This window comes from Rhizobacter sp. (genome assembly GCF_032229685.1).
Lineage (GTDB): Bacteria > Pseudomonadota > Gammaproteobacteria > Burkholderiales > Burkholderiaceae_C > LMDS01.
The window spans coordinates 74,506-100,022 of sequence record NZ_JAVTWP010000031.1; the positions used below are offsets into that span (position 1 = coordinate 74,506).

Genomic DNA, 25,517 nt, shown 5'->3' on the forward strand with positions numbered 1-25,517 from the left:
GCATGGAAAAGCCGACGGTCCACGGCGAGCGCCGCAACACCGACCCGCAGCGACGGGTGGCCCTGGTCGTTGCGCTCGCCTACCTGCTGCTCGGCAGCCTGTGGATTCTCGGCAGCGACTGGATGCTCGGCATGCTGGTGCGAGACCCGGCCTGGTTCGTGCCGCTGAGCGCCGTCAAAGGCTGGACGTTTGTCGTGGCCACGGCGGGCATGCTCTACCTGCTGGTTCGCAGGCTGGCCGCGCGGGGGATGCCTGGCGCCACGCGGCCGGGATCGGCGACGGCAGCCCAAGGCAGATTCAGGTGGCTGCCGCTGATGGCCGTGGGGGGCACGATCGTGGCGTTCACGGCGTTCGCCTTGCGCCACGACTACCGGGAAGAGATCGCGCACCAGAGCGCGCAACTCGAAGCGGTGGCCGAACTGCGCGCCATGGAGGCCGGGGAGTGGCTGGCCGATCGGTTGGCTCAGGCGAGGTTTTCGCGCAGCAGCGTGCTGTGGGCCAACCTGTTTCGGCGCTGGCACGAGTCGCACGACACGGCGGCACGCGATCAGTTGTTCGAGCGCCTGGTCGAGATGCGCAAGGCCTTCGGCGACCGCTCCGTGTCGATTCTCGACGAGCGGGGCGACGTCGTCCTGTCTGAGGATTCCGGCGCAGCGACCGACTTCCCTGCGCTTCGTGCCGTCGCTCTGAAGGCCCTGCAAACGGGTGAGGTGCAACACACCGGCTTCTATCGGCGCTCTGGCACGTCGGGCACGGATCGGCTGATGGTGGATGTGGTCGCACCGCTGGTGGCCACCGGCGTGCCGGCGCACGGTGCCGTGGTGCTGCACCTCGATGCCAATGGAACCCTGTTGATGCGCTTGAGCGGCTGGCCGGTTCCCAGCCGGACGGCCGGCACCTTGCTCGTCCGACGCGAAGGCAACACGGTGATCGGCAGCCGCGGTTTGAACCCGATACCGATCGACACGCCCGATCTGCTGGCCGGCCGCGCGTTGCTCGGCGAGGTACCGATGGGCCGGGCCTTTTCCGGCACCGACTTCACCGGCCGCGCCGTCCTCGGTGTGGTGCGGCCCGTGGCCGGATCCGACTGGTACCTCGTGGCCAAGATCGATCGCGACGAAGTGTTGGCCGAAGTGTGGCTGGATTCGATCTGGATTGCCGCGGCCGGCGCGCTGGCGCTGTTGGGCGCCGCCATCGGAGCGTACTTGCTGCACCAGCGCCAGACGCTCGAGTTGCTGCGTGGCAAGAGTGATTCGCAGGACGACCGATTGCGCGGCCTGGCCCTGATCCATGCGATTTCAGAAAGCTCGAGCGATGCCATCTTCGCCAAGGACCTGCAGGGCCGCTACCTGCTCGTCAACCGCGAAGCCGCGCGCCTGATGGGCAACACCGAGGCCCAGATCGTGGGGCGCGACGACCGTGAACTGTTCCCCGCCGGCCAGGCAGAGCAGATCGTGGCCAACGACGCGCGGGTGATTGCCGAAGGCGAAACGCGCACCTTCGAAGAACACGTCTCGACGAGCGATGGCGAGCTCGTGTTCCTGGCGACCAAAGGGCCGCTGCGCGACGCCGACGGCGTGGTCGTCGGCATGTTCGGTATCTCGCGCAACATCACCGAGCGCACGCTGGCTGCGGCGGCGCTGCAGCGCAGCGAGACCACCAACCGCACGCTGCTCGGCTCGATGGCCGATGGCGTGTTCGTCGCGCTCGACCACCGCTTCGTGTTCGCGAATCCGGCGTTGCCGGCCTTGCTGGGCCACACCGAAGCGCAGTTCGTGGGCCTGCCGTTCGCCGACGTCGTGGCGCCCGAGCTCCTGCCGATATGGACCGATCGATTCAACCAGCGTGTGGGTGAAGGCCCCGAACCCCCCGGTCACTACGAAGTGCAGTTCCTGCGCCGCGGGGGCCAGGAGCGGGTGTGGGTCGAGCTGCGAGCGAGCCGGATCGACTACCAGGGCCGGCGCGCCGTGCTCGGCGTGATCCACGACATCACCGAGCGCAAGCGCTTCCAGATTGCGCAGGAAGAAGAGCTCTGGCGGCGCCGCGTGCTGGTCGAAGATTCGCGCGACGGGATTCTGGTGCTGCGTGCCGACGGCAAGGTGCAGGAGGCCAACCGCAGTTTTGTCGAGATGACGGGCTACGAACTGGCGGAGCTGCTCGACATGCATGTCTGGGACTGGGACACGACCTGGACGCGCGAGCGCACGGAGTCGGCCCTGAAGGTCTTCGAGCAGAACGGCGCGGGCAGCACGGCCTTCGAGTCGGTGATCCGCCGCAAGGACGGCAGCACGCGCCACGTCGACGTGCGCGCCAACGGCGCGGTGCTGGGCGAGAACCGCCTGATCTTCTGCGTCTGCCGCGACATCTCCGAGCTGCATGAACTGGTCGACCAGCGCACCCGGCAGCTCCAGGAACTGAACCGTGCGCTGGTCGACAGCGAGCGTTTCATCCATACCGTGACCGACAACCAGACCGGCATGCTCTCTTACTGGGACCGCGGGCTGCGCTGTCGCTTCGTGAACCGTGCCTATCGCGAGTGGCAGGGGCGTGACGAGCAGGCGTTGATCGGGGCGGCGATGGCCGACCTGCTCGGCGAAGCCGACGTGGCCGAGAACCGCGAGATGATCGACGGCGCGCTCCGTGGCGAGCCGCAGCAGTTCCAGCGCGAAGTGCGCCGGCCCGGCCGCCGCACCGAGCACATGCTGGTGAACTACGTGCCCGACACCATCGACGGCGAGGTTCGGGGGTTTCTGGCCGTCGTGCTCGACATCTCGGACATGAAGCAGGCCGAGATCGACCTCAAGCGGGCCAACGGTGAGCTGGTGCTGTCGCGCGACAAGGCCGACGCCGCCAACCGCGCGAAGAGTGCGTTTCTGGCCAACATGAGCCACGAGATCCGCACGCCGATGAACGCCATCATCGGCCTGACGCACCTGCTCAGCCGCGACGCCAGCGAGGCCGTGGAGATCGAACGCCTGGGCAAGATCGGCGAGGCTGCACGACACCTGCTGCAGGTGATCAACGACATCCTCGACTTGTCCAAGGTCGAAGCCGGCAAGCTCGAGCTCGAGCACACCGATTTTTCGCTGCAGGCTGTTCTGGCGTCGAGCCAGTCGATGGTGGCCGACCGGGCCTTCGCCAAGGGCCTGGAGCTGCGGGTGCATGCCGGCGCCGTGCCCGACCTGCTGCGCGGTGACCCGACGCGTTTGTCGCAGGCGCTGGTGAACCTGCTCAGCAACGCCGTCAAGTTCACCGAGCACGGCCACGTGACACTGTCGGTCGAACAGGTCGGTTCGGAAGACGACCCTGCCTGCCTGCGGTTCAGCGTGCGCGATTCGGGCGTCGGCGTCGACGCGCAGCAGATCGCCTTGCTCTTCGTGCCGTTCTCGCAGGCCGACAGCTCGACGACACGTCGGTTCGGCGGCACCGGCCTCGGCCTGGCGATCGTGCAGCGCCTGGCCGCGCTGATGGGCGGCGAGGTCGGCGTGAGCAGCCAGCCCGGCGTGGGCAGCGAGTTCTGGTTCACCGCCCGGTTCGCGAAGGGCGAGGCGGTGCCCGACCGACCCGCGCTGCCGCGAGACGCCGAAGCAGAGCTGCGCCGGCGCTTCACCGGAACGCGGCTGCTGCTGGTCGAAGACAACCCGGTGAACCAGGAGGTGGCGGTCGAGTTGCTTCAGTCCGTCGGCCTGCTGGTCGACGTGGCCGGCGATGGCCGGGAGGCGCTCGCCGCGGCTGGCAGCTTCGCCTACCAGCTGATCCTGATGGACATGCAGATGCCCACGATGGACGGACTCGAGGCCACCCGCCGCATCCGTCTGCTGCCCGGTTTTGAGGCCACGCCGATCCTGGCCATGACGGCCAACGCCTTCGGCGAAGACCGAGACGCATGTCTGGCGGCCGGCATGAACGACCATGTCGCCAAGCCTGTCGACCCGGCGCTGCTCTACGCCGCCTTGCTGCGCTGGTTGCCGGAGGACCTGGCGCAGAACCTTCACGAGCGGCCCGGCCAGGCGGGTCGGCCGCAAGTGCAGCGCGAGGTCGATCCGGTTCACATCGACGGCCTGGACGTCGCACTTGCGACGCGGCGCCTCGGTGGCAACGCCGACCTGTTCTGGCGGGTGCTGAACCAGTTCGCGCAGCATTACGCCGAAGCCTTGCCGACCCTCGAACAACAACTCACCCGCGGCGACACCGGTGCCGCCCGCCACGCGGCGCATTCGATCAAGGGCGCGGCCGCGGCGATCGGGTCCACGCGACTGCCCGCGCTGGCCGACGCGCTCGAGTCCGCCATCGCGCAGCTGCGCTCCAGCGGCGAGATCCTCACGGCGGGGCAGACACTGGCGCAGGAGCTGACCGCGCTGCTCGCCGCGATCGACGAACAGCTGTCGGAGCGCACGGGCCAGCCGGTGCCGCTGGGCGACGAGCCGGTCAGCGACTCGCTGCTCGAGCGCCTCGAAGCCCTGCTGCAACACGGCGACTACGAAGCCGTCACGCTCTTCAGGGAAATTTCTCCGCGCATGCGCGTGCAGTTCGGCCATGAGGTCGATCGCATCGAGGCGCCGCTTCGGAGCTTCGACTACGTGAGCGCGCTGGCCGCGATGCGCACGCTGCGGGCCACAGCGACCGGCTGAAACGCCGAGTGCGCGAAAATGCGCGCATGGCCGACGACAGCACCACCCTCGAAAAGCGCGCACGCGCGCTGCGTGAAACGCTGCAGCAGCATGCCCACCGTTACTACGTGCTCGACGAGCCGAGCGTGCCCGATGCCGAATACGACCGCCTGTTCCAGGAACTGCAGGCGATCGAGGCGGCCCACCCGGAACTGCTGAGCGCCGACTCGCCGACACAGCGGGTCATCGGCAAGGTGCTCGACGGCTTCAAGGCCGTGCGGCACACGGTGCCCATGCTCTCGATCCGCACCGAGACCGACACCGAGAGCAGCGGCGCCACCAGCTTCGACGCGCGCGTGCGTCGCGAGCTCGAACTCGACGAAGCCGCGCCGCCGGTCGAGTACGCCGCCGAGCTCAAGTTCGACGGCCTCGCGATCAACCTGCGCTACGAAGCGGGCGTGCTGGCCCAGGCAGCGACACGCGGCGACGGCGAGAAGGGCGAAGACGTGACGCAGAACATCCGCACCATCGCGCAGATCCCGCTGCGCCTGGCGGGGGTGAACGCGCCGGTGCTCGAAGTGCGTGGCGAGGTCTACATGCGGCGTGCCGACTTCGAGGCGATGAACGAGCGCCAGCGTGAACTGATCGCGGGTGGCGCGAAGAACGAGAAGACCTTCGTGAACCCGCGCAACGCAGCCGCCGGTGCGGTGCGCCAGCTCGACCCGGCCATCGCGAAGAAGCGGCCGCTCAGCTTCTTTGCGTACGGCCTGGGTGACGTGCAGGGCTGGGACATTCCGGCCACGCACAGCGGCCTGCTCGACGCGCTGGCGGCGATGGGCCTGCCGGTGTGCGCCGACCGCGCGGTGGTGCAGGGTGCCGACGGGCTGGTCGCCTTCCACCGCGCGATGGGCGAGAAGCGCGACGCGCTGCCCTTCGACATCGACGGCGTGGTCTACAAGGTCAACGCGCGCGCGTTGCAGCAGCGCCTGGGCTTCGTCACGCGCGAACCGCGCTGGGCGGTGGCGCACAAGTACCCCGCGCAAGAGCAGATGACGGTCGTGCGCGACATCGACATCCAGGTCGGCCGCACCGGCAAGCTCACGCCGGTGGCCAAGCTCGAGCCGGTGTTCGTGGGTGGCACGACGGTCAGCAACGCCACGCTGCACAACGAAGACGAGACCCGCCGCAAGGACGTGCGCATCGGCGACACCGTGATCGTGCGGCGTGCCGGTGACGTGATCCCTGAAGTGGTGGGTGTCGTGCTCGAACGGCGCCCGGCGGCCGTGGGCGAGCCTTTCGATCTGTACAAACGCCTGAACGGCCAGTGCCCGATCTGCGCCAGCGCGATCGCGCGCGAAGAAGGCGAGGTCGACTGGCGCTGCTCGGGGGGGCTGTTTTGCCCGGCACAGCGCAAGCAGGCGATCCTGCACTTCGCGCAGCGGCGTGCGCTCGACATCGAAGGGCTCGGCGACAAGCTCGTCGACCAGCTCGTCGAGAGCGGCCTGATCCGCACGTTGCCCGAGCTCTACACGCTGGGCCTGGCCAAGCTGAGCGAGCTCGATCGCATGGGCGAGAAGAGCGCGGTGAACCTTCTGGCGGGGCTGGAAGGCAGCAAGCGCACGACGCTTGCACGCTTCGTCTATGGCCTGGGCATACGGCATGTGGGCGAGACGACCGCGAAGGACCTGGCCAAACACTTCGGCGGCATCGACCGCGTGATGAACGCGAGCCTGGAGCAGTTGCTCGAAGTCAACGACGTGGGGCCTGTTGTCGCGCAGAGCATCCGCACCTTCTTCGACCAGCCCCACAACCGCGAAGTGGTGGAGCAATTGCGTGCGGCCGGTGTGGCCTGGGACGAGAACGACGGCACGGCCGACAGCACCCCCAAGCCGCTGGCCGGCAAGACCTTCGTGCTGACCGGCACGTTGCCCACGCTGTCGCGCGACGACGCGAAAGACCGGATCGAAGCGGCCGGGGGCAAGGTCAGCGGTTCGGTGTCGAAGAAGACCCACTACGTCGTGGCGGGCGCCGAGGCGGGCAGCAAGCTCGACAAGGCGCGTGAGCTCGGCATCACGCTGCTCGACGAAGACGGGCTGGTCGCACTGCTCTCGCCGTCATCCGCCTGATGGACGACACCCGCTTCGACCTGTGGTTCGCGGAGCAGCAGGCGCGAGGCGATGCGCCGCCCCTGTCGCCACGGGATGCGTTGTGGCTCGATGCCTCGGGCGCACAGATCGGCAGCATCGAGCCGGCATTGGCTGTGCGGCTTGTCGCGGCCGGCCTGCCGCTGCGCCGCTCGGCCGAAAGCTGGTGCGTGACCGGCGAGGCCGATGCCGCGCTGGCGCAGATCGCGCTGTGGATGAACGGCAAGGGTCTGGGCGGCCGTTGGCGCAACGAGTTGCTCGCGGTCACCGATGCGGACGGCCAGGTCCGCGCCCACATCGAACGCGCGGCCGTGCGGCCGCTCGGCATCACGAGCTTCGCCGTGCACCTGATCGCACACGCCGAAGAAGGTGGCACCTGGGTGCAACAACGCGCACTCGACAAGGCCACCGACCCGGGCCTGTGGGACACGGCCATGGGCGGGTTGGTGGCGGGCGGTGAAACGGTGTTGCAGGCGCTGGAGCGCGAGACCTGGGAAGAGGCCGGGTTGCGCATCGCCGAACTGCGGGCGGTCGCGCCACTCGGGCGCATCACGATCCGCCGCCCGGTCGATGCACACGGCTACATGGTCGAGCACATCGATGTGTTCGAGGCGACGGTGCCGGCGGGTATGGTGCCGGTGAACCAGGACGGTGAAGTGCTTCGCTTCGAGCGCATCGGCTCTGCAACGCTTCGCGAGCAGCTTACGCGCGGCGAATTCACGCTCGAAGCGTCGCTGATGCTGGGGCGCGCGCTGCTGCGCTGAGGCGCCCGCAGGCTTGTCAGCTTTTCGGGGGCCAGTGGTCCCAGGCCTTCGCCGCGACCGGCGCACCCCAGAGGTCGATCTCCACAGCCGTTCCGGCGCGCAGCCGTTGTGCCGCCTCGCCGCGCACATAGGCCAGCGCCACACACGCATTCGCCTTCGGGCTCCAGCCCACCGATGACAGCTCACCCACGGGCGCACCGTCGATGAGCAAGGCCTCTCCGCCCCAGGCGTAGGCTGCAGGCGATTCGAGCACCACGGTCACGAGCTTCTTGCGCGGCGGCTGCCCCGGCATCTTCAACAGCGCCGCCTGGCCGATGAAGTGGGTCGGCTTGTCGAGCTTCACCGCATAGGTGAGCCCGGCTTCGAAGGGCGTTTCATCAGGCCCGAGCTCGGCACCCCAGGCGCGGCGCCCGGCTTCGATGCGCAGCGCGTCGAGCGCGTAGTAGCCGGCGTCTTTGAGCCCGAGGTCGGCGCCGGCTTCGTTCAGCGCCAGGTAGACGTGCCGTGCCATCTCGACCGGCACGTAGAGCTCGAAGCCCGGCCCGCCCACGTAGCTCATGCGCGCAGCACGCACGCGTGCGAGGCCGATGTCGATCTCGCGCGTGTGCGAGAACTTCAACGACTCGGGCGACAGGTCGTCGGGGCTCACGCGCGCGAGCAGTTCGCGTGCTTTCGGGCCCATCACCGAGAGCACGCTGAACATCGGGCTCACGTCGGTGAGCGTGGCGTGTTCGGTGGCACCGATGTGGCGGCCGATCCAGTCCATGTCGCGCGTGGCCTGCGCCGAGCCGGTGACGATCAGGAAACGGTCGCGCTTTTCGCGGATCACCGTCAGGTCGCTCTCGAAACCACCGCGCTCGTTGAGCATCGCGGTGTAGACCATCTTGTCGACAGGAATGTCGATCTCGTTCGCACACAGTCGTTGCAGCACGGCGAGCGCGTCGCGGCCCTGGAGCAGCAGTTTCGAGAACGAGCTCTGGTCGTAGATCGCCACGGCTTCGCGCGTGGCGCGCTGTTCTTCGATCACCCAGTCCAGCCATGGCGGTCGGCCGAGGCCGTGAACCGCGTCGGGCACGCCGGGTGGCTTGAAGTAGTTCGCACGTTCCCAGCCGTATTTGCTGCCGAAGACCGCGCCTTTCGCGCCCAGCAGGTCGTAGAGCGGCGAAGTGCGCAGCGGCCGCGCCGTGACGAGTTCTTGCCGCGGCCAGCGCATCGCGTAGTGCAGGCCCAGCGTTTCGCCGGTGCGTTGCGACAGCGCCTTGCGGTTCGCCATGAAGGGGCCGAAGCGGCGGATGTCCACGTCCCACAAGTCGCTCGGCGCTTCGCCACCGACGATCCATTCGGCGATCAGCCGCCCCGCGCCGCCCGAGTTGGCGATGCCGGCCGAGTTGAAGCCGGCCGCGACGAAGTAGTGGCGCAGTTCCGGCGCCTCGCCGAGGATGAAGTTGCCGTCGGGCGTGAAGCTCTCGGGGCCGTTGAGCAGCATCTTGACCTTCGCGGTTTCCAGGCACGGCGTGCGGTGGATCGCGTTGTGCATCAGCACCTCGAACTGGTCCCAGTCTTCGCCGAGCAGCTGGAACTGGAAGCTGCTCGGGATCGGGTCCATCTTCCACGGCTTGGCCTGCGGCTCGAAGCCGCCCATCACGAGGCCGCCCACTTCTTCCTTGTAGTAGATGAAGCCGTCGGGGTCGCGCATCACGGGCAGCATCGGGTGCACGCCTTCGATGCGGTCGGTCACGATGTAGAAGTGCTCGGCCGAATACAGCGGCACGTTCACGCCCGCCACGCGCCCGAACTGGCGCGCCCACTGCCCGGCACAGTTCACCAGTACCTCGCAGCGCACATCGCCCTGCGTCGTGCGCACGCCGGTCACCGCGCCGTTGTCGGTCAGCACACCGGTGACCTCGATGTCTTCGATGATCTTCACGCCGCGGTTGCGCGCGCCCTTGGCGAGCGACATCGTCAGGTCGGCCGGGTTGGCCTTGCCGTCGCCGGGGATCCACAGGCCGCCGTGCAGGTCGTCGGTGCGCAGCAACGGGTACAACTCGCCGGCGCGCTGCGCGTCGATCACTTCGACCTCGACACCGAAGCTGCGTGCCAGCGACGCCTGCTTGCGCAGCACCTGCATGCGCTCGGGCGTGGCCGCCACGTTGACACTGCCGCACTGCTTCCAGCCGGTGGCCAGGCCGGTCTCGGCTTCGAGCTTCGAGTACAGCTCGATGCCGTACTTGCTCATCTGCGTCATGTTGCGGTTCGGCCGCATCTGGCCGACCAGCCCGGCCGCATGCCAGGTGGTGCCGCAGGTGAGCTTGCCTTGTTCGAGCAGCAACACGTCGCGCTCGCCCATCAGGCTCAGGTGGTAGGCGGTGGAACAACCGGCGATGCCGCCGCCGACGATCACGATGCGGGCTTGCGAGGGCAGGGCCATGAGCGAACTCCCGGTTCAGGCGAAGCGCAAGGCCATCACGCCGCCGACGATGACGAGGGTGCCCAGCGCGCGCTGCAGGCCGAAGGCCTCTTTCAGCAACACCGTGCCGATCAGCGCCGCGAACAACACCGAGGTCTCGCGCAGCGCCGCCACCGAAGCGATCGGCGCGCGCGTCATCGCCCACAGTGCGATCGCGTAAGAGCCGATCGAGGCGCTGCCACCGAGCGCGGCGACCGGCCAGCGCTGGCGGGCGTAGGCGACGATCTCGGCACGCTGCACCCGGCTGCGGCGCAGCCACACGAGGGCGGGGTAGGCGATGCCGTCGAGCACGAACAGCATCATCACGTAGCGGAGGGCGCCGTTGTCGTCGACGACGCTCGCGCGCACGCCGCGGCCGTCGACGACGGTGTAGAGCGCGATGATCGCCGCGTTGGCGAACGCGAAGGCGAGCGCCTTGCGGTGGTGCAGCGCTTCGCCCGGGTGTGCGAGGCCGACGAGGCCCACGCCGACGGCAATGCCGACGATGCCGAGCCAGGCGCCGGGTGAAGGTGCCTCGCCGATTAAGGCGCTGCTCGACAGCGCCACGAGCAGCGGCGCGAAGCCGCGCATGATCGGGTACGTCAGGCCGAGTTCACCGTGCCGGTACGCGCCGACGAGTGCGATGTAGTAGCCGATGTGGATGACGAGCGAAGCGGCGATGTAGGGCCATGCGCCGGCCGGCGGTGGGCCGACCCACAACATGATCGGCAAGGCGACGAGTGCGCCCAGAAAGTGCACCAGCGCGGTGTCGACGGCCTTGTCGTGGCCCGACTTGATCAATGCGTTCCACGACGCGTGCAGCAGCGCGCCGAACAGCACGGCCAAGACGACCGGCCAGGTCAGCGTCATGCAGCCTGCGCGGCTGGTGTCGGCAATGCGCAGCGTTCGGCGCGCGCCAGAAAGTGCGCCAATGAAGGCGTGGCCAGATCGGCCTGTTTGGCCAGGTCGTCCCACTGGCGAAGCATCACCGCGTCGCGCGCGCCGCTCTGGTTCAGGAACGTGGCGGCCTGCTCGGCACTGAACACGCCGCCCTGCAAGGCCAGGCTGCGCTTCGAGTCGTCGGACAGGCGATCGTGGTAATCGGGGTTGGCCTGGCACAGGTAGCGCTTCGCGTCGACGTGCAGCTTGATCGCGTCGAGCACCGCGTCGGGGAACAGGCCGCGCAGAAAGGGCAGGGCGAAGTACTGGTGCGTGTCGTCGATGCCACGCAAAGACGGCGTTTCGCCCTGGTCGTTGAGCAGGTGCCCCAGGTCGTGCAGCAGGCAGGCGGTGACGAGCGCGTCGTCGGCGCCCGAGGCTTCGGCCAGGTGCGCCGTCTGCAGCGCGTGCTGCAGTTGCGTGACCGGCTCGCCGCTGTACTGGCTGGCGCCATGGCGGGCGAAGAGCAGGGCGATGTCTTGCAGGCTGAGCATGGTGGGGTGCGTGCGGTGGTGGTTCAGCTCACCGGGTCGTCGGGCGACAAGGGCGCGAGCTGCGAGTTGCGGATGCGTGTCTTGCGCAAGGCGCCAGCCGACTCCAGGATCGGGTAGGCGATGGAGCAGATGTGCGAGTTGATGCGCTTCAGGTCGCTGATGAGGTCGAGGTGCAGCGAGCTGGTCTCGATGCTCTGCGCCGTGTTGTCTTGCAGGCGCGTGATGTGCGAGGCGGCGTACTCGTGCTCCAGGTCGCGAAAGCGCGCCTTCTCTTCGAGCAGCTTCTTCGCGTCGCGCACGTGGCCATCGAGGAACACGCTCATGCCCAGGCGCAGGTTCGAGGTGAGGCGCTCGTGCAGGTGCACGATCTCGGCCATGCCGGCGTCGGAAAAGCTGCGGTTCTTGCGGATCTTCTTGTCTTCCACGTCTTGCAGCACGCGCTCGATGATGTCGCCGATCTGCTCCATGTTGATCGTGAACGAGACGATGTCGGTCCAGCGCCGGCCCTCGCGTTCGCTGAGCGACTCGCGCGAGATCTGCGTCAGGTAGAACTTGATCGCCGAATAGAGCTCGTCGACCGTGTCGTCCATCTTGCGCAGTTGGTCGGCCAGCGCCAGGTCGTTGTGGCGCAGCACCGGCAGGATGCCCCGCAGCATGGTTTCGACCACGTCGGCCTGGTGCAGCGCTTCGCGGGCGGCGCAGCTGATGGCGAGCGACGGCGTGGCCAGCGCCAGGGGGTCGAGGTGGCGCGGCCGGGCCATGTTCGCCGCGAGGGTCGGCTCCTTCAGGAAGCGCTCGACGCTGCGCCCGACCAGGCCGGTGAAGCTGATGAACAGCCCGGCCAGCACGAGGTTGAAACCCAGGTGGAACAGCACGACCTGCTGGTGGACGTCGGGCACGAGCTGCTGCAGCATCACATGCGCCTGGGGCAGCAGCGCGATCGCACCGAGCGCACCGATCGCCTTGAAGATCAGGTTGCCGAGCGGCAGCCGCCGCACCTGCGGCGACGAACCGCTGGTGGCCAGCATCGCGAGCAGGCCGCTGCCCAGGTTGGCACCGAGCACGAGGCCGAGCGCCACCGGCACCGGCAGCAGGCCCGACGACGCGAGCGTGGCGGTGAGCAGCACGATCGCGAGGCTCGAATACGAGAGCACGGTCAAGACCGCGCCGACGATGATGTCGAGCAACACGTCGTTCGGCAGCGCGACGAGCAGCGCGCGCACCGCTGGCGATTCGGTCAGCGGCTTGGTGGCGCCCACGATCAGCTGCAGGGCCAGTGTGATCAGGCCCAGGCCGATCAACACGCGGCCGACGCGCCCGGCCAGGGTGTCTTGCCGCGAGATGAACAACAGCACGCCGACGAAGATCAGCAGTGGCGACAGCCACGACAGGTCGAACGAGAACACCACGGCCATCAAGGCCGTGCCGACATCGGCGCCCAGAATCACCGCGAGCGCGGCGCCGGTGGTGACCAGCCCCTTGCCGACGAACGAGGCCACGATCAGGCAGGTGGCGGTGCTCGACTGCACGATGGTCGTCACGCCCATGCCGGCGAGCATGGCCGTGGCGCGGTTGGAGAAGCTCTTGGCGAGCACGCCGCGCAGGCTTTCGCCGAAGACCCGCAGCACGCCGGTGCGCACGATGTGCGTGCCCCACACGAGCAGGGCAATGGCGGCGAGCAGATTCAGTAAGTGGAGCATCGGGAGAAAACTAGGCCCAGGGCAGCGAGTAGGTCTTGATGTTGGTGAAACTCTTCATCGCCTCTTGCACGCCTTCCTTGTAACCCAGGCCCGAGTCCTTGATGCCGCCGAAGGGTGTGAGTTCGAGCCGGTAACCCGGCACCTCGCGCACGTTGACCGTGCCCACCTGCAGTTCGGCGACGAAACGGCTGATGTAGTCGAGCCGGTTGGTGCACACGGCCGACGACAGGCCGTAAGCGGTGCCGTTCGAGATGCGGATCGCTTCTTCGATGTTGCCGAAACGGATGATCGGCGACACCGGCCCGAAGGTTTCTTCTCGCGCCACGGTCATGTCGGGCGTCACACGGTCGAGCACGGTCGGCGAGTACAGGGCGCCGTCGCGCTGGTTCCCGACCAGCAGGCGCGCGCCCTGCGCCACCGCTTCGTTGACCCGCGCCTCGAAGGAGCGCGCCGCGGCTTCGTCGATCACCGTGCCCATCTCCAGCTTCGCATCACTCGGGTCTCCGAAGCTCCAGGCACGGGTCTTCTCGACCACCATGTCAGTGAAACGTGTGGCCACCGCCTCGTGCACCAGCAGGCGCTTGACCGCCGTGCAGCGCTGCCCTGAATTCTTGTACGAGCCCTGCACCGCGAGCGTGGAAGCTTCGTCGAGATCGGCATCGTCCATCACGATGATGGGGTCGTTGCCGCCGAGTTCGAGCACCATGCGCCGGTAGCCGGCTTTCGAGGCGATGTACTTGCCGATCGCCACGCCGCCGGTGAAGGTGACGAGGCCGACGTGTTCGTTCGTGATGAGTTCGTCGGCGATCTCTCGCGGGTCACCGGTCACGACCGACAGCATCTCGGGCGGCAGGCCGGCCTCGTAGAGCAGGTCGGCGAACAGCAGGGCCGAGAGCGGTACTTTCTCGGAAGGCTTCAGCACCATGCGGTTGTTGGTGGCGATGCTGGGCACGACCTTGTGCGCCACCTGGTTCATCGGGTGGTTGAAAGGTGTGATCGCGGTGATCACGCCGAGCAAGGGGTCACGCTGCGTGTAGACGCGCCGCTTCTTGCCGTGCGGCGTGAGGTCGCAAGAGAAGATCTGGCCGTCGTCTTTCAGGCATTCGTTGGCGCCGAAGACGAGCACGTCGGCCACGCGGCCAACTTCGTAGGTGGCGTCTTTCATCCCCAGACCGGCTTCGGCGCTGATCAGGTTGGCGACTTGGCGTGTGCGCTCGCGCACCAGTGCCGCAGTCTTGTTGAGGATGTTGGCGCGTTCGAAGCGCGTGAGCCGCGGTTTGTAGGCGTGGGCGATCGCGAAGGCCTGGCGCACTTCTTCGAGCGTGGCCTTGGGCACGCTGCCGATGCACTGTTTCGTGAACGGGTTGAAGACTTCGATGCAGCGGTCACCACCGCGATCTGCGCCGACCTTTTCGCCGGCCAGTCTCATTCCATGATTCTGCATGCCGTGGTTGAAAGCCGAATCGCTCATTGCGCGTGGTTCAGAGCGAGGTCGAAGGCGTCGAAGTTGCGCCAGCGGCGCTGCGGGTCGAGCCCGTTGATGCGGCGGTTCAGGATCAGCGGCACACGCTGTTCCGAAACACCCCCGTGCGAGCGCAGCGGCGCATCGAGCGCGCTCAGGTCATGGCGCGAGGCCGCGGTGCCGATCACGGTGGAGCGCTCCGATACGACCACGAGATCGCCGATGCGGTCGGCCGGCAGCTCGAAGTGCGCCGCCGCCGCGGCGCGGTCGCGCACCGACTCGATGCCACGCAGCGCCGCGATGCGCTGCACCAGTTCGGCCACGTTCACGTCGCTCGGCAGGTAGACCGTGGCGAAGGAGCCGAGCGCGCCGTGGTGCACCACGTAGGGGTCGGTGATGGGCAGGATCACGCGGGCGCGGCCTGCGCCGAGCCAGCCGTCGAGCACGTCTTGCAGGTAGATCACGTCGGGCTGCGCGTCCATGCGCGTCTTCGCGTTCATGCCGTGGTCGGCGGTGAGCGCGATCACGCAGCCCATCGCGTCGAGCTGGCCCAGGTACTTGTCCATCATCGCGTAGAACGCGTCGGCGCCTTCGGTGCCGGGCGCGTGCTTGTGCTGCACGTAGTCGGTGGTCGAGAGGTACATCACGTCGGGCCGGCGTGCACCGGCCATCAGCTTCACGCCGGCGGCGAACACGAACTCCGAGAGTTCGGCGCTGTAGACCGAGGGCACCGGCATGCCGACCAGATCGACGACACCGTGGATGCCGTTCTCGGCCTGGGTCGCTTCGTCGGCTTTCTCGGCTGAAAAACAGATGCCCTTCATGCCGTGGCCGAGCAGCTTGCGAAGTTTGTCTTTGGCCGTGACGACCGCCAGCGAGCGTCCCGAATCGGCCAGCGCGGCCAGCAGCGTCGGCGCGCGCAGCCACTTCGGGTCGTTCATCATCACTTCGGTGTTGCTCGCCACGTCGAAGAGGTAATTGCCGCAGATGCCGTGCACCGAAGGTGGTGCGCCGGTCACGATCGACAGGTTGTTCGGGTTCGTGAAGCTCGGGATCACGCAGTCGCCGACCAGCGCCGTGCCTTCGGCCAGCACGCGCTTGAGCCAGGGTGTGCGGCCGTGCGCCACGGCTTGTGCGATGTAGTCGGGCTCGCAGCCGTCGACGCAGACGACGACGGTGGGGTGGGTGGGCAGGCGGTAGTTGCGCTGGTTGACGGTGATCATGCGGTGGCCCTCAGGCTCGTTCGAGTGCGCGGGGTTTGGCGGCGGGCTCGTCCGCCACGGCTTGCGCCCGCTGGCGCAGGTTGTTCTTGATCGTGCGTTCCTTGCTCTCGATCACGTGATCGAACATCGCCTTGCCGGCGGCGGCGGCGTCGCCCGAGGCGATGGCCTTGACGATGCCGCGGTGCTCGCCGGCCGAGATCGGCATCAGCCAGCCGTCGGCCAGGTTCAGGCGCCGGAACAGGCTCAGTTCCTTGATCAGCTTGCGGTAGATCGCGGTCAGCTTGCTGTTGCCGGCGAGCTCGACCAGGCGGTCGTGAAACTTCAGGTTCAGCAGGTGGTAGTGGTAGGTGTCCTTGGCCTTCACGGCCGCTTCCATCTGGTCGACCAGAGCACGCACCTCTTTCAACTGCGGGGCGGTGATGTGCTCGGCCAGGCGCCGGCCGACCAACTCGTCCATCGCGGCGCGCAGGTCGAAGATCTCGACCGCCTCTTCGATCGGGATGTCGCGCACGAAGACGCCGCGGTTCTTTTCGGTGCGCACGAGGCCGGCTTCTTCGAGCATGCGGAAGGCCTCGCGCAGCGGCCCGCGCGACACGCCGAGCCGGGCGGCCAGCGCCACTTCGGTGAGCTTGGCGCCGGGTGCGAGTTCGCCGGAAAGGATCATGCGTTCGAGCTCGCCCTGCACCACGCTCGTCAGCGAGCTGGTCTGCAGCAAGGTGATGGTGGGGTGGGGGGCAACCGTAACGCTCATTGATGACGAGTAGATGTCAGGCATTGGAGATTGTCAACAGTTCTCAAGAAACAGTTGACGACATTTGCAAGCCGCCCCTAGACTGAAGCCACTTCGTTGTGATGCCTGCCGCGGCTCGATGTGGCATGCGCCTTGCAGCCGGCTTGTCATCCTTCCCCGCCGCCGTGGCGACCCTCACAGGAGATGTGCATGAATCGGGTTCCAGTCAAACCTCTGCTGGCCGTGCTGGCCTTGTTCGTCTCCACCGCGGCGCTCGCGCAGAAGACGCAGCTCACCGTCTACACCGCGCTCGAGACCGACCAGCTGAAGGCCTACGAAGCGGGCTTCGTGAAAGACAACCCGACGATCGAGATCAAGTGGGTGCGCGACTCCACGGGCGTGATCACTGCCAAGCTGCTGGCCGAAAAGGGCAACCCGCAGGCCGACGTGGTGATGGGCGTGGCCGCCAGCAGCCTGGCGCTGCTCGACAACAACAAGATGCTCTTGCCCTACGCGCCGCTCAACCTCGACGCGATCATGAGCCAGTACCGCGACAAGAAGAACCCGCCGGCCTGGTTCGGCATGGACGTGTGGGGTGCGACCGTCTGCTTCAACACCGTCGAAGCGCAGAAGAAAGGCCTGCCCAAGCCCGAAACCTGGAAAGACATGACCAAGCCCATCTACAAGGGCCAGATCGTGATGCCGAACCCGGCTTCGTCGGGCACCGGCTTCTTCGACGTGAGCGCATGGCTCACGCTCTGGGGCGACGACAACGGCAAGGGCGGCGGCTGGAAGTTCATGGACGCGCTGCACGAGAACATCGCGCAGTACACGCACTCGGGCTCCAAGCCCTGCAACATGGCGGCCACGGGTGAGTACGTGATGGGCATCTCGTTCGAGTACCGCGGCAACAGCAACAAGGCCAAGGGCGCGCCGATCGACCTGGTGTTCCCGAAAGAAGGCCTGGGCTGGGACCTGGAAGCGTTCGCCATCCACGCCGGCACCAAGAAGCTCGACGCAGCCAAGAAGCTGGCCGACTGGGCTTCGAGCAAGGACGCGATGAAGCTGTACGGCAAGAACTTCGCGATCACCGCCGTGCCCGGTGTGGCCGAACCGCTCGCCAACGTGCCGGCAGACTATGAAAAGCGTCTCGTGAAGATGGACTTCGCCACCACTGCGGCGAACCGCGAGCGCGTGCTGGCCGAGTGGAACAAGCGCTACGACGCCAAGAGCGAAGCGAAGAAGTAATCGCGCCCGCATTCATGTCCGAGTACCTGCGCCTGGAAGGCATCCGCAAGAATTTCGGCTCTTTCCAGGCGCTGCAAGACATCCACCTCGCCATCGAGAAAGGCGAGTTCGTCTGCTTTCTGGGGCCCTCGGGCTGCGGCAAGACGACGCTGCTGCGCATCATCGCGGGGCTCGAGACGCAGACCGCCGGCCGCATCGAGCAGGCCGGGCGCGACATCTCGGTGCTGCCGCCTGCCGAGCGCGACTACGGCATCGTGTTCCAGTCTTACGCGCTGTTCCCGAACCTAAGCGTGACTGAGAACGTGGCCTACGGGCTCGTCAACCGCAAGCAACCGCGTGCGCAGATCCAGCAGCGTGTCGACGAACTGCTCAAGCTCGTCGGCCTGCCCGGCAGCGGGCCCAAGTTCCCGGCGCAGCTCTCGGGCGGCCAGCAACAGCGCATCGCGCTCGCACGCGCGCTGGCAACGAAGCCGGGCCTGCTGTTGCTCGACGAACCGCTCTCGGCGCTCGACGCGATCGTGCGCGTTCACCTGCGGCAAGAGATCCGCTCGCTGCAGCGCAAGCTCGGCGTCACGACCATCATGGTCACGCACGACCAGGAAGAAGCGCTGTCGGTCGCCGACCGCATCGTCGTGATGAACCAGGGCGTGATCGAGCAGGTCGGCACGCCGATGCAGGTCTACCGCGACCCGGCCACGCCCTTCGTGGCCGACTTCGTCGGCAAGATCAACGTGCTCTCGGGGCAGTTGCACCCCGGCCGGCGGCTGCACATCGGCGATGGCCGCTTCGCCTGCGAGGTCGACACCGACAGTGCGCGTGACGTGAAGGTCTATCTGCGTCCCGAAGACGTGCTCGCACGGCCGATCGCACCGGGTGACTCGAACGTGTTCCATGGCGACATCGACAAGATCGAGTTCCTCGGTTCCTATTGCCACGTGAGCGTGCGCGCCGCCGAGATCGGGCCGTTGCCGGTCACGGTGTACCTGTCGCTCAACTTCCTGGCCGAACAAGGGCTGGAAGTCGGCAGCCGCTTGCCACTGCGGCTGCTGCCAGAGCGCATGCGCTTCTTCTGACCGGTTGCGTCATGTCTGCCGTGCTGCCGCTGCCCGCCGCCGCTGCCCTGCGCCAGCGCGCGCACTGGAGCGACCGCATCGCCCACGCGGCGCTGCTGCTGATCGTGCTCGCGCTGCTGGCCTTTCTGGCGTTTCCGCTCGCGGCGATCCTCGTCAAGTCGCTCCAGAACGCCGACGGTGCTTTCGTCGGGCTGCGCAACTTCACGAGCTACCTCGCCACGCCGGCGCTGTTGCAGTCCTTGTGGAACAGCGTGTGGGTCTCGGCCCTCGTCACGCTCATCACGCTGCCGCTCGCTTTCGGTTTCGCCTACGCGCTGAGCCGCAGTTGCATGCCGTTCAAGGGGCTGTTCCGCACCATCGCGCTGGTGCCCTTGCTGGCGCCTTCGCTGCTGTCGGCGCTGTCGCTGATCTACTGGTTCGGCAACCAGGGGCTGGCGCGCGGCTTCATCCAGGCGCTCGGTTTCGAGAACATCTACGGCGCGCCCGGCATCGTGGTCGCCGAGTGTTTTGCGGTGTTCCCGCACGCGCTGATGATTCTGATCACGGCGCTCTCGCTCGCCGACGCGCGCTTGTACGAAGCGGCCAACGCGCTCGGCACCTCGACGCAGCGCAAGTTCTTCACGATCACGCTGCCCGGCGCCAAATACGGCCTGATCTCGGCGGCGCTCGTGAGCTTCACGCTCGTGATGACCGACTTCGGCATCCCGAAAGTCATCGGTGGCAACTTCAACATGCTGGCCACCGACGTGTTCAAGCTCGTGATCGGCCAGCAAGACTTTCAGCGTGGCGCGGTGGTCGGCCTGCTGCTGCTCACGCCGGCAGTGTTGACCTTCGTGATCGACTGGCTGGTGCAGCGCAAGCAGACAGCGATGCTGAGCGCCCGAGCCGTGCCCTACCGACCCGCACCGTCGCGCGGGTTCGACGCGCTGATGACGGCCTACGTGGTGTTGATCAGCGCGCTGATGCTGCTGATGATCGGCATGGCCGCGTTCGCCTCGTTTGCCAGCTTCTGGCCCTACAACCTGGCGCCCACGCTGAAGCACTACACGATGGGCCTGGTCGACGCCGAGGTGGGCGACGCTTTTCTCAACAGCCTGAAGCTTGCCGCCGGCACCGCCTTCTTCGGCACCGTGCTCGTGTTCACCGGCGCCTACATGCTCGAGAAGACGCGCGGCCTCGACTGGGCACGCCCGATCGTGCGCCTGCTCGCGATGCTGCCGATGGCGGTGCCCGGCCTCGTGCTGGGCCTCGGCTACATCTTCTTCTTCAACGTGCCGGGCAACCCGCTGAACGGGCTGTACCAGACGCTGCCACTGCTGATCGTCTGCACCATCGTCCACTTCTACACCACTGGCCACCTGACGGCGGTAACGGCCCTGAAGGCGCTCGACACCGAGTTCGAGTCGGTCTCGGCGTCGCTGAAGGTGCCGTTCTACAAGACCTTCTGGCGCGTGACGTTGCCGATCTGCACGCCGACACTGCTCGACATCGCGCGCTACTTCTTCATCAACGCGATGACGACGATCTCGGCCGTGGTGTTCCTGTATTCGCCCGACACCAAGGTGGCGGCGATCGCGATCCTGAACCTCGACGAAGCCGGCGAAGCGGGCGCGGCCGCTGCTTGCGCGATGCTCATCACGGCGGGCTCCACGGTCGTGACGCTGCTGTTCATCACGCTCGGCTGGTGGGTCGACAAGCGCACCCAGGCCTGGCGCAACACCAGCACCCGATGAGCGCTTCACCCTTGCGCGTGGCGATCGTCCAGCAACCGATGGCTTGGACGACGGCCGACAACGTGGGCCACATCGTCGCGGCGCTCGCACTGGCAGCGCAGCAGGACGCGGGCATCGCGGTGTTTCCCGAACTGGCGCTGACCGGCTTTCATCGCGGCATTCGGGGCGAAGCGGTGCCGGCGACCGTCGACGCCGCGCTGCAGCGGGTTCGTGGCGCTTGCCGCGACCACGGCATCGCCTGCGCGCTGGGCGCGCCGACCTTCGCCGCTGACGGCACGATCCTCAACAGCTATCTCCACCTCGATGCGAGCGGCGAGATCGTCTCGTCGGTCAGCAAGAACGGCCTGACGCCGGCGGAATTGACGTTCTTCGCGCCAGGCACTGAGCGCCCGGTGATGCAACTTGATGGCCGCGCTTGCACCACGGTGATGTGCCGCGAGATCGACGACCTCGAATCGATTGCCGCGCAGTTGCAGGCCGAGCCGGTCGACCTGGTCTTCTGGCCCTCGATGGTCGGCAACCCGCCGGGCACGATCCACCCGACGCCGGAAGACACGGCCGATCTCGGCTATTTCAAACGCACCGCGGTGCTGGCGCGGCGCCTCAACGCGTACGTGGTGCAGAGCAACTGGCCGCAGGCGCTGAACACGCCAGACTCGACCTACCTCGGCGAGAGCAAGGCCTACGCGCCCGACGGCGAGATCCTGCTCACCTTGCCACGCGACGAAGCCGGCGTCGGCGTCTTCAACCTCGGCGAACGTGCGTTTCGCTGGACGCCGCTGCCGGCCTGACCCCAAGAAGAAACCGGAGACAAACATGGACCGCGACGCCATCCTGCTGACCCCCGGCCCGCTCACGACCACGCTGCGCACCAAGCTCGCAATGCTGCGCGACTGGGGTTCGTGGGACGCCGATTTCAACCAGATGGTGGCCGAGTTGCGGCGCCAGCTGCTCGCCATCGTGCACGGCGAAGAAACCCACACCGTCGTGCCCCTGCAGGGCAGCGGCACCTTTTCGGTCGAAGCCGCCGTGGCCACGGTGGTGCCGCGCGACGGCCACGTGCTGGTGCTCGACAACGGCGCCTACTGCAAACGCCTGGGCAAGCTCGCCACGCTGATGGGCCGACGCACCACGGTGCTGGCGCGCAACGAAGACGAAGCGGTGTCGCCCGACGAGCTCGAAGCCGCCTTGCGCGCCGACCCGAGCATCACGCATGTGGGCTTCATCCATTGCGAAACCGGCACGGGTGTCGCGAACCCGCTGCAGGCGGTGAGCGACGTGTGCGCGCGCCACGACAAGGGCTTGATCGTCGACGCGATGAGTTCTTTCGCGGCGCTGCCGATCGACGCGCGCAGCCTGCGCTTCGATGCGCTCATCGCCGCCAGCGGCAAGTGCCTCGAAGGCGTGCCCGGCATGGGCTTCGTGTTCATTCGCAAGGCCGTGCTCGCCCATTGCGAAGGCCACTCGCATTCGCTGGCGATGGACCTGTTCGACCAGCATGCCTACATGGAAAAGACCGGCCAGTGGCGCTTCACGCCACCGACCCACGTGGTGGCGGCGCTGGCCGAAGCGCTCAGGCAGTTCGTGGAAGAGGGCGGCCAGCCGGCACGGCTGGCGCGCTACACGAAGAACTGCCGCGTGTTGATCGACGGCATGACGGCGCTCGGCCTCAAGCCCTTTTTGCGCCCCGAACTGCAGGCGCCGATCATCGTGACCTTTCATGCGCCGGCGCACCCGAACTACGATTTCAAACGCTTCTACGCCGCCGCCAAAGCGCGCGGGTTCATCCTGTACCCGGGCAAGCTCACGCAAGTGGAAACCTTCCGTGTCGGCTGCATCGGCGCGATCGGCTCCACCGAGATGCAGCAGGCGGTGAACGCGGTCGGCGAGGTGTTGCGCGAGATGGGCATCCCGACAGCGCGCTGAAGCAGAAGAATTCACAGGAGACGAGCGTGGCGACGAAGCAGAAGGAACATCCGGCCTTGAAAGCGGTGCGCGAAAGCGGCACCGGCAAGGTCAAGGTCGCGGTCAGCGACATCGACGGCATCCTGCGTGGCAAATACCTGCACAAGGACAAGTTCTTCGGCGCCGCCGAGCCGGCGCCCGCCGGCGGCTTCGGTTTCTGCGACGTGGTGTTCGGCTGGGACGCGAACGACAACTGCTACGACAACACCACGCTCACCGGCTGGCAGCACGGCTTTCCCGACGCGCTGGCGCGGCTCGACCTCAACACCTACCGCCGTGTGCCCTGGGACGACAACGTGCCGTTCTTCCTGGGCGACTTCGTCGGTGCCGACGGCAAGCCGTCGACGATCTGCCCGCGCCAGACGCTCAAGCGGGTCTTGAAGCGCGCCGAGAAGATGGGTTTGTCGGCCATGTGCGGCATGGAGTTCGAGTGGTTCAACTTCAACGAGACGCCGCAGAGCTGGGCCGCGAAGAAGGGCGTCGGGCCCGAGCCGGTCACGCCCGGCATGTTCGGTTATTCGCTGCTGCGCATGAACCACAAGCGTGAGTACTTCAAGGCGCTGATGGACGAGATGCCGGCCTTCGGCGTGCCGATCGAAGGCCTGCACACCGAGACCGGGCCGGGCGTGTACGAAGTGGCCATCTCTTTCGGCGAAGCGCTCGAGCAGGCCGACCGCGCGATCCTGTTCAAGACCGGCGCCAAGGAGATCGGTGCGCGCTTCGGCGTGATGCCGAGCTTCATGGCCAAGTGGAGCCAGCAGTACCCGGGTTGCAGCGGGCACATCCACCAGAGCCTGAAGGAAGGGCCCGACGGCAAGGCCAACCTGTTCTACGACGCGAAGTCGCCGCGCAAGATGAGCAAGCTGTTCGAGAGCTACCTGGCCGGGCAGGTGGCCTGCCTGATGCAGATGGCGCCGATGTTCTGGCCCACGATCAACAGCTACAAGCGCCTGGTCGACGGCTTCTGGGCGCCGGTGAAACCCACCTGGGGCATGGACAACCGCACCGCGAGCTTCCGCGTGATCGCCGGCAGCCTGAAGGCGACAAGGCTGGAGACCCGCTGCCCCGGTGCCGACGTGAACCCGTACCTGGCGATGGCCGCCGTGATCGCGGCCGGGCTCGACGGCGTGGAAAAGGGCTTGAAACTCACCACGCCACCGATCACCGGCACCAACGGCGGTGCCGAGAACATCGCGCGCGCACCGCGCACCCTGATCGAGACAACGCGTGCGTTCAAGGACTCCGACATCGCGCGTGACTGGTTCGGCGACGACTTCGTCGACCACTTCGCCGCGACCCGCGAATGGGAATGGCGCCAGTGGCTCGACGGCGTGACCGACTGGGAACTGAAGCGTTACTTCGAGATCATCTGATGATGTCGCTGCTTCGTCCACTTCGACGCGCGCTCTGGCAGGCCGTGCTTTTGGCCGGCTGTCTGGTCGGCCACGCCCATGCGGCCAACACGCTGCGCATCGCCAGCGCCTTCGACCCGCAGACCATGGACCCGCACGCGCTCGCGCTGCTGTACCACTCGCGCGTGGCCTGGCAGGTCTACGACTCGCTCGTCAACCGTGACGAGAAGTTCGGGCTCGAACCGTCGTTGGCCCTGTCGTGGCAAGCGGTGGCGCCGACCACCTGGCGCTTCAAGCTGCGGCCGGGGGTCACCTTCCACGACGGCGCGCCCTTCAGCGCCGACGACGCAGTGTTCTCGATCGAGCGCGCGCTGGCGCCGCCTTCGCAGCGATCGTTCCAGCTGAAAGGCGTGAAGAGCGCGGTGAAGGTCGATGCGCTGACCTTCGACATCGTGCTCGAAGCGCCCGACGCCGTGCTGCCCGAAAAGCTGCAGGGCCTGGCGATGATGAACAAGGCCTGGTGCATCAAATACAAGGTCGAGCTCGCGCAGGACTTCAACGGCAAGCAAGAGACCTATTCGGTGCGCAACGCCAACGGCACCGGCCCGTTCGCGCTCGAACGTTTCGAGCCCGACGTGCGCACCGTGCTCAAGCGCAACCCGCGCTGGTGGGGCTGGAATGACAAGCGCTCGGGCAATGTCGACGAGGTCACGCTGGTGGCGATCCGCTCCGACGCCACGCGCCTGGCGGCCTTGGTCTCGGGCGAGATCGACCTGGTGCTCGACCCGCCGGTGCAAGACGTGGAGCGCCTGAAACGCGAGCCCGCGATCACGCTGCTGCAGACCACCGACCTCGGCCAGCAGTACCTCACCTTCGACCAATCGCGCGACGAACTGCTCGACAGTGATGTGAAGGGCAAGAACCCGTTCAAGGACGTGCGCGTGCGCCGTGCGGTCTACCACGCGCTCAACATGGAGCTGATCGTGCAGAAGGTGCTGCGCGGCCTTGGCACGCCGACCGGCGCTTTCCTGTCGCCCAAAGTCGACGGCTCGCCGGCCGAACTCGACAAGCGCCTGCCGTTCGATCCGGCGAAAGCCAAGGCCTTGCTTGCCGAGGCGGGTTACCCCAACGGGTTCTCGATCACGCTCGATTGCGTGAACGTGCCCTGGCGCGAGGCCGTGTGCCAGGCGATGTCGGCGATGCTCACGCAGGCCGGCATCAAAACGACTCTGCGTTCGTCACCCACGAACCAGTTCTTTCCGAAACTGACCACAGCGACGGCGAGCTTCATGGAGTTCGGCTGGACGCCAAACCCCGACGCCTGGGCGTCGCTGAACGCGCTGTTCCGCACGTGGGACAAGAGCGGCCTGGGCACCTTCAACGCCGGCCGCTACAGCAACCCGAAGCTCGACACGCTGATCGACGGCATGCGCATCGAGCCCGACCTGACGCGCCGCCGTGCCATGGTCGGCGTGGCGTTGCGCATCGTCGGTGACGAGTTGCCATTCATCCCGTTGTACCGGCGCACGCTGACCTGGGCCATGAACAAGAAGGTGCGCGCCGTGCAGTGGCCCACCGACACGATCGAGCTGCGCTGGGTGCGCATGCAGTAGGCAGCGCGTACGAATCCATTT

Annotated in this window: 17 protein-coding genes; 10 read left to right on the forward strand and 7 right to left on the reverse strand. The window is 67.1% G+C overall.

The genetic code is table 11. The annotated features are described in order from the left end of the window. Positions 1–2 precede the first annotated feature (2 nt). Genes AC30PD_RS12075 through AC30PD_RS12085 form a run of 3 tightly spaced genes read left to right on the forward strand, consistent with a single transcriptional unit; the run spans position 3 to position 7,518 of the window. Complete coding sequence (locus tag AC30PD_RS12075; protein WP_489535902.1) at positions 3–4,631, forward strand: PAS domain S-box protein; 4,629 nt, start codon at positions 3–5, stop codon at positions 4,629–4,631. 26 nt (positions 4,632–4,657) lie between these two features. Further along, complete coding sequence (gene ligA, locus AC30PD_RS12080; RefSeq protein WP_489535903.1) at positions 4,658–6,736, forward strand: NAD-dependent DNA ligase LigA; 2,079 nt, start codon at positions 4,658–4,660, stop codon at positions 6,734–6,736. Then, positions 6,736–7,518, forward strand: coding sequence for an NUDIX hydrolase (locus AC30PD_RS12085; RefSeq protein WP_489535904.1), 783 nt, complete (start codon positions 6,736–6,738; stop codon positions 7,516–7,518). The genes ligA and AC30PD_RS12085 overlap by 1 nt, the downstream gene beginning before the upstream one ends. Positions 7,519–7,534: 16 nt before the next feature. Here the strand turns inward: AC30PD_RS12085 and AC30PD_RS12090 are convergent, their stop codons facing one another. The 7 genes from AC30PD_RS12090 to AC30PD_RS12120 are packed head-to-tail and all read right to left on the reverse strand — an operon-like array spanning position 7,535 to position 16,533. Next, a complete protein-coding gene (locus AC30PD_RS12090) occupies positions 7,535–9,946 on the reverse strand; it encodes a GcvT family protein (RefSeq protein ID WP_489535905.1) in 2,412 nt (803 codons plus the stop codon). A gap of 15 nt (positions 9,947–9,961) precedes the next feature. Then, on the reverse strand, positions 9,962–10,834 hold the full coding sequence (locus tag AC30PD_RS12095) for an EamA family transporter (RefSeq protein ID WP_489535906.1): 873 nt from the start codon (positions 10,832–10,834) through the stop codon (positions 9,962–9,964). Next, a complete protein-coding gene (locus AC30PD_RS12100) occupies positions 10,831–11,397 on the reverse strand; it encodes a phosphonate degradation HD-domain oxygenase (protein ID WP_489535907.1) in 567 nt (188 codons plus the stop codon). Before AC30PD_RS12100 ends, AC30PD_RS12095 begins: the two co-directional genes overlap by 4 nt. Positions 11,398–11,420: 23 nt before the next feature. After that, positions 11,421–13,097, reverse strand: a complete 1,677-nt coding sequence (locus AC30PD_RS12105; protein WP_489535908.1) for a Na/Pi cotransporter family protein — start codon at positions 13,095–13,097, stop codon at positions 11,421–11,423. 10 nt (positions 13,098–13,107) lie between these two features. Further along, positions 13,108–14,526, reverse strand: a complete 1,419-nt coding sequence (phnY, locus tag AC30PD_RS12110; RefSeq protein ID WP_489535909.1) for a phosphonoacetaldehyde dehydrogenase — start codon at positions 14,524–14,526, stop codon at positions 13,108–13,110. A gap of 38 nt (positions 14,527–14,564) precedes the next feature. Beyond that, the gene (phnA, locus tag AC30PD_RS12115) at positions 14,565–15,782 is read right to left on the reverse strand and encodes a phosphonoacetate hydrolase (RefSeq protein ID WP_489535910.1); all 1,218 of its coding nucleotides are present in this window, start codon (positions 15,780–15,782) and stop codon (positions 14,565–14,567) included. Positions 15,783–15,792: 10 nt separating this feature from the next. Then, positions 15,793–16,533, reverse strand: a complete 741-nt coding sequence (locus AC30PD_RS12120) for a phosphonate utilization associated transcriptional regulator (RefSeq protein WP_489535911.1) — start codon at positions 16,531–16,533, stop codon at positions 15,793–15,795. A gap of 189 nt (positions 16,534–16,722) precedes the next feature. Between AC30PD_RS12120 and AC30PD_RS12125 the strand changes: the two genes are divergently transcribed. Genes AC30PD_RS12125 through AC30PD_RS12155 form a run of 7 tightly spaced genes read left to right on the forward strand, consistent with a single transcriptional unit; the run spans position 16,723 to position 25,496 of the window. Then, positions 16,723–17,760, forward strand: a complete 1,038-nt coding sequence (locus tag AC30PD_RS12125) for a putative 2-aminoethylphosphonate ABC transporter substrate-binding protein (RefSeq protein ID WP_489535912.1) — start codon at positions 16,723–16,725, stop codon at positions 17,758–17,760. Positions 17,761–17,774: 14 nt separating this feature from the next. Beyond that, positions 17,775–18,833 (forward strand): putative 2-aminoethylphosphonate ABC transporter ATP-binding protein, encoded by a 1,059-nt coding sequence (locus AC30PD_RS12130; protein WP_489535913.1) that lies wholly within the window; start codon positions 17,775–17,777, stop codon positions 18,831–18,833. An 11-nt stretch (positions 18,834–18,844) separates the two neighbouring features. Continuing rightward, entirely contained in the window at positions 18,845–20,566 is a 1,722-nt protein-coding gene (locus tag AC30PD_RS12135) for a putative 2-aminoethylphosphonate ABC transporter permease subunit (protein WP_489535914.1), read from the forward strand. Beyond that, positions 20,563–21,357 carry a carbon-nitrogen hydrolase family protein gene (locus AC30PD_RS12140; RefSeq protein ID WP_489535915.1) on the forward strand — a complete coding sequence of 265 codons (795 nt, stop codon included), beginning with the start codon at positions 20,563–20,565 and terminating at the stop codon, positions 21,355–21,357. Before AC30PD_RS12135 ends, AC30PD_RS12140 begins: the two co-directional genes overlap by 4 nt. Before the next feature lie 25 nt (positions 21,358–21,382). Continuing rightward, positions 21,383–22,492, forward strand: a complete 1,110-nt coding sequence (locus AC30PD_RS12145) for a 2-aminoethylphosphonate--pyruvate transaminase (RefSeq protein ID WP_489535916.1) — start codon at positions 21,383–21,385, stop codon at positions 22,490–22,492. Between the two features lie 26 nt (positions 22,493–22,518). Next, on the forward strand, positions 22,519–23,904 hold the full coding sequence (locus AC30PD_RS12150; RefSeq protein WP_489535917.1) for a glutamine synthetase family protein: 1,386 nt from the start codon (positions 22,519–22,521) through the stop codon (positions 23,902–23,904). 2 nt (positions 23,905–23,906) lie between these two features. Beyond that, positions 23,907–25,496, forward strand: a complete 1,590-nt coding sequence (locus AC30PD_RS12155) for an ABC transporter substrate-binding protein (RefSeq protein ID WP_489535918.1) — start codon at positions 23,907–23,909, stop codon at positions 25,494–25,496. Positions 25,497–25,517 lie beyond the last annotated feature (21 nt).

Excerpts from the sequence above, each read along its gene's own strand:
- AC30PD_RS12075 (WP_489535902.1), top strand. The coding sequence starts at position 3 with ATGGAAAAGCCGACGGTCCACGGCGAGCGCCGCAACACCGACCCGCAG.
- ligA (WP_489535903.1), top strand. The coding sequence starts at position 4,658 with ATGGCCGACGACAGCACCACCCTCGAAAAGCGCGCACGCGCGCTGCGT.
- AC30PD_RS12085 (WP_489535904.1), top strand. The coding sequence starts at position 6,736 with ATGGACGACACCCGCTTCGACCTGTGGTTCGCGGAGCAGCAGGCGCGA.
- AC30PD_RS12090 (WP_489535905.1), bottom strand. The coding sequence starts at position 9,946 with ATGGCCCTGCCCTCGCAAGCCCGCATCGTGATCGTCGGCGGCGGCATC.
- AC30PD_RS12095 (WP_489535906.1), bottom strand. The coding sequence starts at position 10,834 with ATGACGCTGACCTGGCCGGTCGTCTTGGCCGTGCTGTTCGGCGCGCTG.
- AC30PD_RS12100 (WP_489535907.1), bottom strand. The coding sequence starts at position 11,397 with ATGCTCAGCCTGCAAGACATCGCCCTGCTCTTCGCCCGCCATGGCGCC.
- AC30PD_RS12105 (WP_489535908.1), bottom strand. The coding sequence starts at position 13,097 with ATGCTCCACTTACTGAATCTGCTCGCCGCCATTGCCCTGCTCGTGTGG.
- phnY (WP_489535909.1), bottom strand. The coding sequence starts at position 14,526 with ATGAGACTGGCCGGCGAAAAGGTCGGCGCAGATCGCGGTGGTGACCGC.
- phnA (WP_489535910.1), bottom strand. The coding sequence starts at position 15,782 with ATGATCACCGTCAACCAGCGCAACTACCGCCTGCCCACCCACCCCACC.
- AC30PD_RS12120 (WP_489535911.1), bottom strand. The coding sequence starts at position 16,533 with ATGAGCGTTACGGTTGCCCCCCACCCCACCATCACCTTGCTGCAGACC.
- AC30PD_RS12125 (WP_489535912.1), top strand. The coding sequence starts at position 16,723 with ATGAATCGGGTTCCAGTCAAACCTCTGCTGGCCGTGCTGGCCTTGTTC.
- AC30PD_RS12130 (WP_489535913.1), top strand. The coding sequence starts at position 17,775 with ATGTCCGAGTACCTGCGCCTGGAAGGCATCCGCAAGAATTTCGGCTCT.
- AC30PD_RS12135 (WP_489535914.1), top strand. The coding sequence starts at position 18,845 with ATGTCTGCCGTGCTGCCGCTGCCCGCCGCCGCTGCCCTGCGCCAGCGC.
- AC30PD_RS12140 (WP_489535915.1), top strand. The coding sequence starts at position 20,563 with ATGAGCGCTTCACCCTTGCGCGTGGCGATCGTCCAGCAACCGATGGCT.
- AC30PD_RS12145 (WP_489535916.1), top strand. The coding sequence starts at position 21,383 with ATGGACCGCGACGCCATCCTGCTGACCCCCGGCCCGCTCACGACCACG.
- AC30PD_RS12155 (WP_489535918.1), top strand. The coding sequence starts at position 23,907 with ATGTCGCTGCTTCGTCCACTTCGACGCGCGCTCTGGCAGGCCGTGCTT.